This window comes from Marinobacter shengliensis, from assembly GCF_003007715.1.
GTDB classification, from domain to species: domain Bacteria; phylum Pseudomonadota; class Gammaproteobacteria; order Pseudomonadales; family Oleiphilaceae; genus Marinobacter; species Marinobacter shengliensis.
On the sequence record NZ_PXNO01000003.1, the window covers coordinates 38,439 to 52,142 of the forward strand.

Here is a 13,704-nt window from a genome sequence, read left to right on the forward strand (position 1 = left end):
TATAACGAACTCGCCAAGGACTGAACAGGCACGCCAACTCTATGATGCGCAATCGCCGCCCACTGAATCCCGAACATACGCAGTCTCACCTGCCCATGGGCGGCCTGATCCGCAATCGTATGCGGCGGCTCTTTGTCATACTGGGCTGCTTGCTCATCACCCAGATACTGATTATCTGGGCGGCAGAGCCTCTGACGCTGTTCGAGGCAGCGTGGATGACCATGACCACGCTGGTTACCGTGGGCTACGGCGATTTCGCACCAGAAACCACCGTTGGCCGCCTGAGCACCATCCTGCTGATGTTTATCAGTGCCATCACGCTGCTGACGTTGATCGTCAGCGACTATATTGAATACCGGTTCTACCGCCGTGAACGAATCCTGACCGGACGCTGGATTTACAACATGAAAGATCACATCGTAATCATCAACACCCCTCGCAGTGGCGGCGAGCAGTACTTTATGCGCTTTGCCTCCCAGATCCGCTCGGTACCCGAGTACCACACGGTACCCATCATGCTGCTGACCCGTCAGTTCCCGGGCGGATTACCAGCAGAACTGTCCGACTGCGGGATGGTCCATTTTCATGGCGCGGGCAACGATCCAGAAGCCCTGAAAGCGGTGCATGCCGGCAGTGCCAAACACATCATTGTGCTCGCCGCAGACGAATCCGATCCATTCTCAGACAGCCTGACCTTCGATATCGCCCACAGACTGGTAGAATCCAACCTGGGGGGTCGAACCACCGTGGAATGCGTGAGTGATCACAATCGCGACCGTTTCAAAACACTTGGGGTGCGCACCACGATCCGTCCGGTTCGCACCTACCCAGAGATCATGGTTCGTGCCGTGGTGGCGCCGGGTTCCGAGAAGGTGCTGGAAGACATGTTCAATTACGAACGCGACCATCCTCACCGCTATGATCTGGAGTTGGACGACCTGGTCTGGGCAGACATTGTCAGCGCCCTTGTGCGCCACGGCATTGGCACTGCCCTGGCGTATATCGATCACGACAATGAAGTGATTTGCCACCCTCCCACCAATGAAGAGGTCGAGGGCAAGGGACTGATCGTGCTGGTGCGATCCACAGACACCCCATCCGTGTCTGTGGTTGAGGAGGCCCTGGACCGGTATCGGGAATTCCTCAAGCAGTGGCGAGACCTGCACAATCACGACGAGCAGACGTCCGAAACCGTGACACCAAAAGAGTAAGGTAACGAATGTCATACCTGGACTCCGAATTCTACCAGCCCATTTTTGAGGCCATCGCCACCGACGACCAGGCACAGATTCAGGCAGCAGCCGCCACCTTCAATGCCGCTGACCTTGCGGAGTTTGTTGAAGAAAACCCGGATAACGAGGAAGGCATCCGCCTTCTTCGGGCCCTGACAACAGAGCAAAGCGCCAAGGTATTCGGTTATATCGGCCCCAACACCCAAACGTTGATCGCCGAGCTGTTGCCCACCCAAGACCTGGCTGAGCTGGTAACCGCCATGCCCTCGGACGAACGGGCCGACTTCTTCAACCTGCTGGATGAGAACCGCCAGCACACCCTGTTCCAGTCCCTCGCCAGCAAAGAACGGGAAGACCTTCGGCGCCTGGCAAGCTTTGAGGAAGGCACCGCCGGCGCCCTGATGAGCTCGGAATACGCGGTGATCAGCACCGGCATGTCCGCCAGCGCGGCGATTAACCTGCTCCGAAACACCGCGCCGGATAAAGAAACCATCTACCAGGCGTACGTGATCGATGACCAGCACAAACTGGTGGGTGCAGTTTCCCTTCGGAACCTGATTACCGCAATGCCTGGCACGCCGGTGGACGACCTGATTGCTACGGGCCTGGTGACCGCCAGCACCGACACCCCCCAGGAAGAAGTGGCCCGACTGATATCACGCTACGACTTGCTGGCACTGCCAATCCTGGATCAGGACGAACGGCTGGTGGGCATCGTCACCTACGATGACGCCATGGACGTAGCGGAAGAAGAAGCCACCGAAGACATCCACAAAGGCGCCACGGTAGGCAAACTGGAAACCGGCCTGAGGGATGCAACGCCGTTCTCGCTCTACCGCTCGCGGGTGCAATGGTTGGTGATTCTGGTGTTTGCCAACATCTTTACCGGGGCCGGCATTGCCTATTTTGAAGACATTATTTCCGAACACATTGCCTTGCTGTTCTTCATGCCGCTTCTGGTCGCCAGCGCCGGTAATGCCGGGGCTCAGTCAGCCACGCTTATGGTACGGGGTATGGCTACTGGTGATGTTACCGTCGCCGACTGGGGCAAATTGCTGGGTAAAGAAACCCTGGTAGCCAGCGCCCTTGGCGTTACCATGGCCGTTGCAGTGATGGTGGTTGGCTTTATGCGCGCCGGGCCGGACATTGCCTTTGTGGTAGCCGTTACCATGATCGCCGTGGTGATGGTGGGCAGCCTCATTGGTATGCTGCTGCCTTTCCTGCTGGACAAGCTGAAGTTTGACCCGGCAACGGCCAGTACACCGCTGATTACCACCATTGCCGACGTCAGCGGTGTGCTGATTTACTTCAGCGTGGCTACGGCCCTGCTGGGGCTCGGTTAGCGGAAGCATCTGCCAAGACCAGCTGAAGCGCTCCAAGACGGGGCGCTTTTTCTATCAGTTCTGGCACGGCGTGTTGGCCTGTTATTGGCTGGATTTCATCCCACAGCGCTTGCACTCCCGCTTGTATAGCCGCGTTTTTTACCCTCAGCAGAGCAGGCTCTGGGCAGTTTAGCGGTTTTTGCAGAAGCCAACTGAGACTGAGTTGTTGGAGAAACTCCGTGACAGACAACTCGCCAGGAGCCTGGTCCAGTTCCGGCCGATAGATTCCAGCCAGGTAGTATCCCTGCTCGGCTTTGCTCACCAGATTCAGAAACACTGGCACTTCATCTGCCAACATCCGGGCCCAGGACATCAGTGCTGCTGGGTTTCCGGATTTCAGCTCGAACTCCACTTCGTGGAGCGCTCGGGATTGCCCGCCGCCCACAATCTCGCCGGAGTCTACCGCCACTTCAACAACCGCATCCGCGGTTTCCAGCATGACCAACTGACGGTTGAAGTTGGTTTCAAAGGCCACCTGGAGTTGTTGAAGATCCAACTGCTTTTTCAAGGGCGTACTTTCGAGCAGCGACAGATCCAGCTCGGGTCCCGGCAGCGGCCACTCCCACTCCTGCCGGCGATGGGCGCCATCTACAAATTCGCCCTGGGTTTTCAGGGTCTGGATAAAGCGATCTCCGGATTGCCTCACACGAAGTGCCGCCCTGGCCCTGTTAAGCGCTGCGTCCGGCGTATCGTAGTAGCGATTCACCAGGAGTTTTTGGCCACCAGGCCTGGCCTCAGGCTGCGCAAGCAACCACTCCAGGGTTTGTGCCTGCGCCGATTCTGATAGGGTCAGTTTGATTTCAAGTTCGATAGCCATGATGGTTTCCAAATAACAGACCCCTTAAAATACAAAAGCCGGTGACCTGAGTCACCGGCTTTTGAGACTACTTGATTAGCTGGTTAGCTGATCAGAAGTAGTAAGTTGCACCAACGGCTGCAACAGAGCGTTCGCTCTTGTCAGCAACGCCGTATACGCCGTCGTCACCGCCACCGAGGTAGCCTTCGAAGTACACGTACATGTTGTCAGACAGGTTGTGCAGGGCCTGCAGAGTGATGGTGTCGACATCGACATCACCCACAGAAGAGTTGGAGTCGTACTGGCTCAGCTCATAAGACAGCGCGAACTGGTTTTTGCCCAGAGTGTAGACACCCATCACACCGAAGGTATCGGCAACGTCTTTACGAGTGTGGAATTCACCAGTCAGACGCAGGTTGTCCAGGTTGTAGCTGGCACGCAGACCGTAGGTGTTTTCGTTGTTCTCACCACCACGACCACCGTCGTTGGAGTCAACAGCAAAGGCCAGCTCCAGGGCATCTACCTGGTACATGGCAGCCAGCTGCCACGGGTAAGATTTCTTGGAAACGGCAGGATCGCCATCACCGTTCACCTGAACAGCCGCGCCAATAGTCAGGCCGCCGAAGTTCGGAGACAGGTACTGAACCATGTCGCCTTCGCCGGTGTCGTACTCAATGCCCTGGCTCAGACTTGCCACTTCGTAGAACTCTGAGATTTCAGTAGTGGCGATTTCGTAGATAGTATCGTCTTTACCTACCCACAGCTGACCAAAGTTCTCACCACGTACACCGATGTAAGCTTCGTCAATCTCGTAGATACCAGATCCACGGGAGTTGTTGTCATCAGCGTTGAAGTGGAATTCAGCCTTGAAGAAGCCCTCAATACCAGGAGCGATCTGGTGGTTGTGCAGAACGCCAATGGTAGAACCATTGTCGAAATGCTCAACTTCGGAACCGCCACCGTCGACGTTATCATGGGTAACGGCCAGCTGGATGTTACCGTAGATAGTCGGCAGGTTGCTTTCCTGGGCCAGAGCAGCGCCAGAGAAGGTTGCAGCTGCGATAGCAGAAGCAAGGATAGTTTTTTTCATGTTGCGTCTTCCTTTTTGAGTTAACTCAGGTTTTCGACGGGTTCTAAATCCCGATTTTTGCTGGCAAAAACAGCCTGGGCTGCGCTTGCCGGACTCCTGATCGCCTCCCATTTATATCCTGCGGGACACGACATTTTTTCTTTTTATATGACTCAAGCCATCAAGCTGAGCCTTACATCTCAACCACTTAACAGCTTTTCTTAAAGCTCTTAGTGATGACCCTGTTTTAATACAATGAATGTATTTTTGCAAATTTTTAACAACCGGTTTTTAGCCTTTTTGGTGCCTGCAAGGCAACCCTTTATGCCCAAAAGTTTGCCAGCTTTCCGATATGCAGATCACTCAAATTCGAGGCCAGAACAGGTTTTTCCAATCTAAAACATACAGTTAAACCATGCCAAGCCGTTTCACAACATCTTCGTCAAATCATATGCCCGACATTGCGGCACCAGAAACGCGCACACAGAGGGTACGCGCAACATTTCGGGGCATTAACGTTTCTGCGCAACCTCCAGCAAAAAGGTGACTGGCCCGTCATTGATAAGCGCGACTTTCATATCCGCTCCAAACTCCCCTTCTTCCACGCGCTCGCACCCCATTTGGTTACGGGCACTGATCAGGAACTCGCGATACAACGAAACAGCCAGCTCCGGTGCAGCAGCCAGTGAAAAGCCCGCCCGGGTGCCTGAACTGGTGTCGGCCGCAAGCGTAAACTGGGGAACAACAAGGATGGAGCCGCCCGCATCCTGAACGTTAATGTTCATACGGCCTTGCTCGTCCGGAAAAACCCGGTAGGAAAGAATTTTTCGGCACAGCTCCTTTGCCTCACTCGGTGAGTCGTCCCTTTCAACGCCCAGCAGTAACAAAAGCCCCTTGCCAATGCTGGCAATTTTCCGGCCGTCAACCGTTACGCTGGCTTCCGATACTCGCTGGATAAGTCCTTTCATTCAATCCCTTGAGCAACAACTTCGAGGGTTAAAAATCAGAAACGTCGAGAGTGTATCGGCGCGCAACACCGGCCGCAACCCCTCAGATCAAGAAAAGATAATCCAGTCACCCGGCGGGCGAGTCAGATTGTGACACCACATCCTCAACGGCCCGAATCAGTGCATCGACAATGGCAGGTTCAGACGCGGAATGCCCCGCATCGCGGATAATACGTAGGCCTGCTTCTGGCCAGGCCAGACTGAGCGCCAGGGCGTTATCCAGCGGACACACCATATCGTAGCGGCCATGGACGATCACACCGGGTATTCCGGAAAGCCGCGCAGCATTTCGCACGATCTGGTCTGGCACTAAAAACGCCTGGTTCACAAAGTAATGGCATTCAATCCTTGCCAAAGCAATCGCAACATGTGGGTGAGCGAAGCGTTCAACAACCCGAGGGTTGGGATGCAAGGTAGCGCAACGCCCTTCCCAGACTGACCAGGCCTTAGCTGCCTGAATCTGCTCAAGCTCGTTGGGGCTGGTCAGCCTGCGGTAATAGGCCGACACCAGATCATCACGCTCCACGTCGGGGATGGGTGACACGAAATCCTGCCAGTAGTCCGGGAACACGCGGCTGGCGCCTTCCTGATAGAACCATTGGATATCTTTGGGCCGGCACAGAAAAATGCCACGGAGTACCAACCCAGAGACCCGCTCCGGGTAAGCCTGAGCATACACCAGGCTGAGGGTGGAGCCCCAGCTGCCGCCAAACAGCAGCCAGCGATCAATACCCAGAAACTGGCGAACGGTTTCCATGTCCTCCACCAGCTTGTCTGTGCTATTGCCTTCCAGTTCCGCAAGCGGGGTGGATCGCCCTGCCCCGCGCTGGTCCATCAGAATGATCCGGAAGCGTTCAGCATCAAAATATCGCCGGTGATTATCCTCACAGCCACCACCTGGCCCCCCATGCACCACTAACACAGGAATACCCTCCGGGTTGCCGGACTCTTCCAGGTAAAGCTCATGGGGCTCTTCCACCGCGAGGTGGTGACGAGCGTAGGGCTGGATTTCAGGATACAGGCTCAGCATGACGAACTCCGTTTAGGGATAACGGTAGTCTAGCTGAGATTTAAGGGGAGAAAGCAATGGCCGTCCCTGGCCATTCAATTCTAATCTTACTTCTTACCGGCGCGCTTACGCTCGTTCTCGGTCAGCAGTTTCTTGCGCAGACGGATCGACTTGGGCGTTACCTCTACCAGTTCGTCGTCATCAATGAACTCCAGCGCCTGCTCCAGGGTGAACTTGATGGGCGGTACCAGGCCGATCACTTCGTCTTTACCAGAGGCACGCATGTTGTCCAGCTTCTTGCCCTTGGTGGGGTTAACCACCAGGTCGTTGTCGCGGCTGTGGATACCACACAGCTGGCCTTCATAGATCTCCTGGCCCGGGTCGAGGAACAGCTTGCCACGGCTCTGCAGGGTTTCCAGCGAGTAGGTCAGCGCTGTGCCCGTGGCCATGGAGACAATCACACCATTCTGGCGGCTGGTTACGTCACCCAGTTTGATCGGGCCGTAGTGGCTGAAGGTAGACGTCAGAATACCGGTGCCCGATGTCATGGTCAGGAAGGTATTCCGGAAACCAATCAGGCCACGGGCGGGAATGGTGTATTCCAGGCGGATACGACCCTTGCCATCCGGGATCATGTTGGTCATGTCGCCCTTGCGCAGTCCCATCTGTTCCATAATGGAACCCTGGTGCTGCTCTTCAATGTCGATGATCACGTTCTCGTAAGGCTCTTGCTTGACGCCATCGATCTCCTTGATCACAACCTCCGGGCGGCCCACGGCCAACTCGAAGTTCTCACGGCGCATGTTCTCGATCAATACGGACAGGTGCAGCTCACCCCGGCCGGAGACCTTGAACTTGTCGGCAGAGTCCCCTTCTTCTACCCGTAGCGCCACGTTGTGCAGCAGTTCTTTTTCCAGACGTTCCTTGATGTTACGGCTGGTCACGTACTTGCCTTCTTTGCCAGCAAACGGTGAATCGTTGACCTGGAAGGTCATGGATACCGTGGGTTCGTCAACGGTCAGCGCCGGCAGTGCCTCAACATTGGCGGGATCGCATAAGGTATCAGAGATGTACAGCTGATCCAGACCACTCACGCACACAATGTCGCCAGCCTGCGCTTCTTCAACTTCCACACGCTGCAGACCGGAGTGGCCCATGATTTTCAGGATACGACCATTACGCTTCTTGCCATCGGCACCGACAGCCACCACCGGAGTGTTGGTTCTGACCTTGCCACGCATAATGCGGCCGATACCGATCACGCCCAGGAAGCTGTTGTAGTCCAACTGGGAAATCTGCATCTGGAACGGGCCGTCCAGATCTACGGAAGGCGCGGGCACATGGTCGACAATCGCCTGGAATACGGCATCCATGTTGTCGTCCAGGTTTTCATGCTCCATGCCGGCAATGCCGTTCAGGGCACTGGCGTAAACAATCGGGAAGTCCAACTGCTCGTCGGTGGCACCAAGGTTATCGAACAGGTCAAATACCTGATCCACCACCCAGTCCGGGCGCGCGCCGGGGCGGTCAATCTTGTTAACCACCACGATCGGGCGCAGGCCAGCGGCAAACGCCTTCTGGGTTACAAAACGGGTCTGCGGCATCGGGCCATCAATGGAATCCACCACCAACAGCACACTGTCTACCATGCTCATGACTCGCTCAACTTCGCCACCAAAATCCGCGTGCCCCGGGGTGTCCACGATGTTGATGTCGTAGTCTTTCCATTTCAGCGCGGTATTTTTCGCCAGAATGGTGATGCCACGCTCTTTTTCCTGGTCGTTAGAGTCCATAACGCGCTCGTTTTCGAGCTCTTTACGGTCCAGAGTTCCAGACTGGCGCAACAATTGGTCAACCAGGGTGGTTTTACCGTGGTCAACGTGGGCAATAATGGCAACGTTTCTAAGCTTATCAATCACAACGGGTATCCTGCAGAATTTAGCGGCGAGCAGTATATAGAAAAGTCCATGTCGATAATATGAAGAATAGTGCCTAATATGTAACCAATCGGCTAATGCACCGTTATCAGGCAGGATAAGAATCAATGCACCAATAAAGTGCACACATTCAGTGCAACCAATGCCTGTAAGCTGCACTCCGGTGCGCCAGAATCGCCCCAAAGCCTTGCCGCTGCGCTGTTCTGGCGCAAAACCGAAAAACTGGCAAGCCCCTTGCTTATCCTTGTGCAGCCGTAATTGAAAGGTAAGAGCCAACAGCTTCTGTTAAGCTGCCCTGACCTGAAAAAGATCGGGCTTCAGCCCGCTGAACGATCCGGCATAACGAACACGACATCACTACGGAGCATGCACAATGTCCAAGACGATTGATTTGATCAAAGAACACGAAGTGAAATGGATTGACCTGCGCTTCACCGACAGCCGCGGAAAAGAGCAGCACGTCACCCTGCCCGCCACCGAAGCCGATGAAGATTTCTTTGCTGACGGCAAAATGTTTGACGGCTCCTCTATTGCTGGCTGGAAAGGTATCAACGAATCCGACATGATCCTGATGCCGGACGACGAGACCGCCGTACTGGATCCGTTCACCGAAGAAACCACTGTCAACATCACCTGCAACATTGTAGAGCCGTCTACCATGCAGGGTTATGAGCGCGATCCCCGCTCTGTTGCCCGTCGTGCCGAAGAATACCTGAAGTCCACCGGCATCGCCGATGGCGCGCTGTTTGGCCCGGAGCCCGAGTTCTTCGTGTTCGACTCCGTTAAATGGAATGTGGACATGCAAGGCGCGTCTTACCACATTCACTCTGAAGAAGCTGCCTGGGTTTCCGGCGAAGACTTCGATCGCAACAACATCGGCCACCGCCCAGGCGTGAAAGGCGGCTATTTCCCGGTTCCACCGGTCGACAGCCTGCACGACCTGCGTGGCGCCATGTGTGCCGCCATGGAATCCATGGGTCTGGAAATTGAAGTACACCACCACGAAGTGGGTACCGCTGGCCAGTGTGAAATCGGCGTTGGCGCCAATACCCTGACCCGCAAGGCTGACGAAGTTCAGATCCTGAAGTACTGCGTACACAACGTGGCCCACGCCTACGGCAAAACCGCCACCTTCATGCCCAAGCCGGTGGTTGGTGACAACGGCTCTGGCATGCACGTACACATGTCCCTGAGCAAAGACGGCAAGAACCTGTTCGCCGGCGACAGCTATGCGGGTCTGAGCGAAACCGCCCTGTACTACATCGGCGGTGTGATCAAGCACGCCAAGGCTATCAACGCCTTTACAAACAGCTCCACCAACTCCTACAAGCGTCTGGTTCCAGGCTTCGAAGCGCCGGTTATGCTGGCTTACTCTGCCCGTAACCGTTCAGCGTCCATCCGCATCCCTTACGTGAACAGCCCGAAAGCCCGTCGTATTGAGGTGCGTTTCCCGGATCCGTCCGCCAACCCATACCTGGCCTTCGCTGCCCTGATGATGGCCGGCCTGGACGGCATCCAGAACAAGATTCACCCTGGCGATGCTATGGACAAGGATCTGTATGACCTGCCGAAGGAAGAGGCCCTGAACATTCCGAAGGTTGCAGAAACACTGTCTGAAGCCCTGGACTGCCTGGAAGCAGACCACGAGTTCCTGACCCGTGGCGGCGTGTTCACCGAAGACATGATCGCAGGCTACATTGACCTGAAACGCGGTGAAGTTGAGAAGCTGAACATGACCACTCACCCGGTTGAGTTCCAGCTTTACTACTCCTGCTAATGCAATGCACCAATAAGGTGCATGGCATTTAAGCCTGAAAGCCCCGCCCCGTGCGGGGCTTTTTTTGTGCCGTTTTTCTCAAATCCCGCCAAACACCCCGCGCCCTTAACGATATGTAACCAAGGGATCGCCCTCCGGCGTTGAAATGCCTGCACCCGCCGCCGATAATCGAGACAGTTCACTACCGCAGGTTATTGTCATGAAAGCACCGCTCACGCTCGCAACCGGCTTGTTACTGCTGGCCACCGCATCCGCCCACGCAGAGGTTTACCGCCATGTGGATGCCCAGGGCAATGTAACCTTCTCGGACGAGCCCATGCAGGGCGGGGAAGAAATCGAGGTTAAACCGGTAACCACCATCACACTGCCAAAGCCTGACGCGGTGAGAGAAACCGAACAGTTGCTTGAGGAAGTGGAGCGCGAAGGCGCAGCCTATGAGAGCCTGTCCCTGGTCTCCCCTGAGAACGATCAGGCCTTCCACAGTGGCAACGGCGACGTCACCTTTGAAGTGCGCAGCACCCCGAGCCTGCGGCGCGGTCATCGCTATGAGGTTACCCTGGACGGCCAGCCAGTTGGCCAAAGCACCTCAGGCTCCATCACCGTCCGCAATATTGACCGAGGCACCCATCAAGCGGGCGTTCACATCGTAGATAGCGATGGCATACAGGTAAAAAGCGGCCAGCCAATCACCTTTACCATTCACCGACCATCGCGCCTTAACTGATATTTACGCACTACTTTAGTGCAACCGCACCACGATAAAGCCATACTTTGGGCAGCGAAGGGGCAAAACCCCGGCTGCCTGTAGCGACAAGCTCCCCATCTGCACCAACCTACAGCACCCGGATGCCCTCCGGGCCCTGCTGTGCCCGTACTTAGACCATCGTCGTATCTCAGCAGGCAAAACTGGTTCGTTTTTTGCAAAACCGGGGTAACCACCATGAGTTTAAAACGGAAACCAAGCATGTCGTTCCAACCATCCATCTCGCTGGGAAGCGGTTATAAGAGCATTCTGGACAGCCTGACCACGGCCGTTCTGGTGCTGGGAAACGACCTGACCATCCGTTACCTGAACCCCGCCGCCGAAAGTCTTTTTGAAACCAGCATGACCCGTAGCCAGGGCCTGCCCCTGAAAGACGTTCTGCTCGATTCTGCGGACGCTCTGAAAACCCTGTATGCGGCAGCAGGCAATGGCCAATCCTACACCCGGCGAGAAGCAGAGTTCGCTTTACTGAGCGGCTCAAGGCTGACGGTGGACTATTCGGTGACACCCATCAGCCTTGAACCCATGGAGCTGTTGATCGAGATCCAGCCCCGGGACCGGCTGATGCGCATCAGCCGCGAAGAAGACATTATCTCCCAACAGGAGACCACCCGGATCCTGGTTCGCGGCATGGCCCACGAAATCAAGAACCCATTGGGCGGCATTCGTGGCGCAGCTCAACTGCTTGACCGGGAACTGAACGACGAAGACCAACGCGAATACACCCGGGTAATCATCGACGAGGCAGACCGTCTGCGCAGCCTGGTCGATCGTATGCTCGGCCCCAACAAGGCACTGAAAATCGCGCCCACCAACATCCACGAGGTTCTGGAGCGGGTACGTACCTTGGTGGAAGCCGAAAGCAGGGGCCGCGTCCGGCTGAAACGGGATTACGACCCCAGCATTCCCGAGTTCCCCGGAGACAAAGAACAACTGATCCAGGCATTCCTGAACATCGCCCGTAACGCCATGGAGGCGGCCTTCGAGAACGAAGGTGCAAGTCCTTCCGATGTACCGCCGACCATCACTTTCCGTACCCGTGCGCTGCGCCAGTTCACCATAGGCCATCGTCGTCACCGGCTGGTGTGCCGCGCCGACATCATCGATAACGGCCCGGGTATTCCGGCGGATCTTCTGCAGAACATCTTTTATCCCATGATCAGTGGCCGGGCCTCAGGAACCGGCCTTGGCCTTTCTATTACCCAAAGCATCATCGGCCAGCACCGAGGGCTGGTGGAGTGTGAGAGCGAGCCCGGAAGAACCGATTTCATTATCTTCCTGCCTCTGGAGGACAACCAATGAGCCAACCGGCAAACGTCTGGATCATCGACGACGACAAAAGCATTCGCTGGGTGCTGGAACGCGCCCTGAACCAGGCCGGTATGCAGCCGCGAGTTTTCGACAGTGGCGAAAGCATTATGATGCGGCTGGAACACGAGCAACCCGATGCCATCGTCAGCGATATCCGCATGCCCGGAGTAGACGGCATCACCCTGCTCTCGCAGATTGTCGACAAGCATCCGGATGTGCCGGTGATCATCATGACTGCCCATTCGGACCTGGAAAGTGCGGTTACCAGTTATCAGACCGGTGCCTTCGAATACCTGCCCAAGCCCTTTGATGTAGACGATGCCGTGGCCCTGGTGAAACGCGCCGTGGCCCACAGTCATGAAAAACGGGCTGCCAGCGAACCCCAGGCCGACAGCGCCCAGCGCAATACCGAGATCATCGGTGAAGCTCCGGCCATGCAGGAGGTGTTCAGGGCCATCGGCCGCCTGTCTCACTCCAACATCACGGTATTGATCAACGGAGAAAGCGGCACCGGTAAGGAACTCGTCGCTCAGGCCCTGCACAACCACAGCCCCCGGGCCCGCAACCCGTTCATCGCCCTGAACATGGCCGCTATCCCCAAGGATTTGATTGAATCTGAACTGTTCGGCCATGAAAAGGGCGCCTTCACCGGCGCCGGCGCAGCCCGCCAGGGGCGGTTTGAGCAAGCAAACGGCGGCACCCTGTTTCTGGATGAAATCGGTGATATGCCAGCCGACACCCAGACCCGTCTGCTGCGAGTATTGGCCGATGGTGAATTCTATCGGGTAGGCGGCACCACCCCGATTAAAGTGGATGTGCGTATCATCGCCGCCACTCATCAAGACCTGGAAAAACTGGTGCAGGCAGGTAGCTTCCGGGAAGATTTATTCCACCGCCTGAACGTTATCCGCGTGCACCTGCCCAAGCTGGCGGAACGGCGGGAAGATATTCCCCGCCTGATGCAGCACTTCCTGAAACGGGCCGCCAAGGAACTGGCGGTGGAGCCGAAGCTGTTGCGCCCGGATGCCGAAGAGTACCTGACCACCCTGCCCTGGCCCGGCAACGTCCGCCAGCTGGAAAACACCTGCCGCTGGCTGACTGTGATGGCAAGCGGGCGAGAGATTCACGTGGATGACTTGCCGCCTGAGCTGTTGCACCAGGCGGAAAGCGAGCACAGCGCCACTGGCCAGACCTGGCAGGAAGGCCTGAGAAACTGGGCAGAGCAGGAACTGAAGCGCGGCAAGAAATCGATCCTGGACACCGCCGTACCGGAGTTCGAGAAGATTATGATTGAGGTGGCCCTGAAGCACACCGGCGGGCGCCGCCGGGATGCGTCCGTGCTGCTTGGCTGGGGCAGGAATACGCTGACCCGGAAGATTAACGAACTGAAAATCGATTCTGCTGAAGACGCGGAAGACTAA

The 13,704-nt window shown here is 56.3% G+C and carries 11 protein-coding genes; 6 read left to right on the forward strand and 5 right to left on the reverse strand.

Annotated features, from left to right (window positions below; genetic code table 11):
* The first annotated feature begins 41 nt into the window (after positions 1-41).
* Both C7H10_RS00810 and mgtE read left to right on the forward strand, forming a co-directional pair.
* Entirely contained in the window at positions 42-1,211 is a 1,170-nt protein-coding gene (locus C7H10_RS00810; protein WP_106693302.1) for a potassium channel family protein, read from the forward strand.
* Positions 1,212-1,219: 8 nt separating this feature from the next.
* Positions 1,220-2,575: a magnesium transporter gene (mgtE, locus tag C7H10_RS00815; protein ID WP_106693303.1), complete on the forward strand. Its 1,356-nt coding sequence runs from the start codon at positions 1,220-1,222 to the stop codon at positions 2,573-2,575.
* Here the strand turns inward: mgtE and C7H10_RS00820 are convergent.
* The 5 genes from C7H10_RS00820 to typA form a co-directional block, all read right to left on the reverse strand.
* Entirely contained in the window at positions 2,550-3,431 is an 882-nt protein-coding gene (locus C7H10_RS00820; protein ID WP_106693340.1) for a CYTH domain-containing protein, read from the reverse strand. The genes mgtE and C7H10_RS00820 overlap by 26 nt on opposite strands.
* A gap of 91 nt (positions 3,432-3,522) precedes the next feature.
* A complete protein-coding gene (locus C7H10_RS00825; protein WP_106693304.1) occupies positions 3,523-4,500 on the reverse strand; it encodes a porin in 978 nt (325 codons plus the stop codon).
* 491 nt (positions 4,501-4,991) lie between these two features.
* On the reverse strand, positions 4,992-5,447 hold the full coding sequence (gene dtd / locus C7H10_RS00830; protein ID WP_106693306.1) for a D-aminoacyl-tRNA deacylase: 456 nt from the start codon (positions 5,445-5,447) through the stop codon (positions 4,992-4,994).
* 106 nt (positions 5,448-5,553) lie between these two features.
* Positions 5,554-6,516: a prolyl aminopeptidase gene (pip, locus tag C7H10_RS00835; RefSeq protein WP_106693307.1), complete on the reverse strand. Its 963-nt coding sequence runs from the start codon at positions 6,514-6,516 to the stop codon at positions 5,554-5,556.
* Between the two features lie 86 nt (positions 6,517-6,602).
* Positions 6,603-8,414, reverse strand: coding sequence for a translational GTPase TypA (typA, locus tag C7H10_RS00840; RefSeq protein WP_072678372.1), 1,812 nt, complete (start codon positions 8,412-8,414; stop codon positions 6,603-6,605).
* 391 nt (positions 8,415-8,805) lie between these two features.
* Between typA and glnA the strand changes: the two genes are divergently transcribed.
* The 4 genes from glnA (at position 8,806) to ntrC (ending at position 13,704) form a co-directional block, all read left to right on the forward strand.
* The gene (glnA, locus tag C7H10_RS00845; RefSeq protein WP_106693309.1) at positions 8,806-10,209 is read left to right on the forward strand and encodes a glutamate--ammonia ligase; all 1,404 of its coding nucleotides are present in this window, start codon (positions 8,806-8,808) and stop codon (positions 10,207-10,209) included.
* A 199-nt stretch (positions 10,210-10,408) separates the two neighbouring features.
* Positions 10,409-10,933 carry a DUF4124 domain-containing protein gene (locus C7H10_RS00850; RefSeq protein ID WP_106693310.1) on the forward strand — a complete coding sequence of 175 codons (525 nt, stop codon included), beginning with the start codon at positions 10,409-10,411 and terminating at the stop codon, positions 10,931-10,933.
* A 240-nt stretch (positions 10,934-11,173) separates the two neighbouring features.
* Positions 11,174-12,274 carry a nitrogen regulation protein NR(II) gene (gene glnL / locus C7H10_RS00855; RefSeq protein ID WP_106693312.1) on the forward strand — a complete coding sequence of 367 codons (1,101 nt, stop codon included), beginning with the start codon at positions 11,174-11,176 and terminating at the stop codon, positions 12,272-12,274.
* Positions 12,271-13,704, forward strand: coding sequence for a nitrogen regulation protein NR(I) (gene ntrC / locus C7H10_RS00860; protein WP_106693314.1), 1,434 nt, complete (start codon positions 12,271-12,273; stop codon positions 13,702-13,704). The genes glnL and ntrC overlap by 4 nt, the downstream gene beginning before the upstream one ends.

What these genes read in the sequence shown, in the direction of transcription:
- C7H10_RS00825 (WP_106693304.1), bottom strand. Translation starts at nt 4,500, where the DNA reads ATGAAAAAAACTATCCTTGCTTCTGCTATCGCAGCTGCAACCTTCTCT.
- glnA (WP_106693309.1), top strand. Translation starts at nt 8,806, where the DNA reads ATGTCCAAGACGATTGATTTGATCAAAGAACACGAAGTGAAATGGATT.
- C7H10_RS00810 (WP_106693302.1), top strand. Translation starts at nt 42, where the DNA reads ATGATGCGCAATCGCCGCCCACTGAATCCCGAACATACGCAGTCTCAC.
- dtd (WP_106693306.1), bottom strand. Translation starts at nt 5,447, where the DNA reads ATGAAAGGACTTATCCAGCGAGTATCGGAAGCCAGCGTAACGGTTGAC.
- pip (WP_106693307.1), bottom strand. Translation starts at nt 6,516, where the DNA reads ATGCTGAGCCTGTATCCTGAAATCCAGCCCTACGCTCGTCACCACCTC.
- ntrC (WP_106693314.1), top strand. Translation starts at nt 12,271, where the DNA reads ATGAGCCAACCGGCAAACGTCTGGATCATCGACGACGACAAAAGCATT.
- glnL (WP_106693312.1), top strand. Translation starts at nt 11,174, where the DNA reads ATGTCGTTCCAACCATCCATCTCGCTGGGAAGCGGTTATAAGAGCATT.
- mgtE (WP_106693303.1), top strand. Translation starts at nt 1,220, where the DNA reads ATGTCATACCTGGACTCCGAATTCTACCAGCCCATTTTTGAGGCCATC.
- C7H10_RS00850 (WP_106693310.1), top strand. Translation starts at nt 10,409, where the DNA reads ATGAAAGCACCGCTCACGCTCGCAACCGGCTTGTTACTGCTGGCCACC.
- C7H10_RS00820 (WP_106693340.1), bottom strand. Translation starts at nt 3,431, where the DNA reads ATGGCTATCGAACTTGAAATCAAACTGACCCTATCAGAATCGGCGCAG.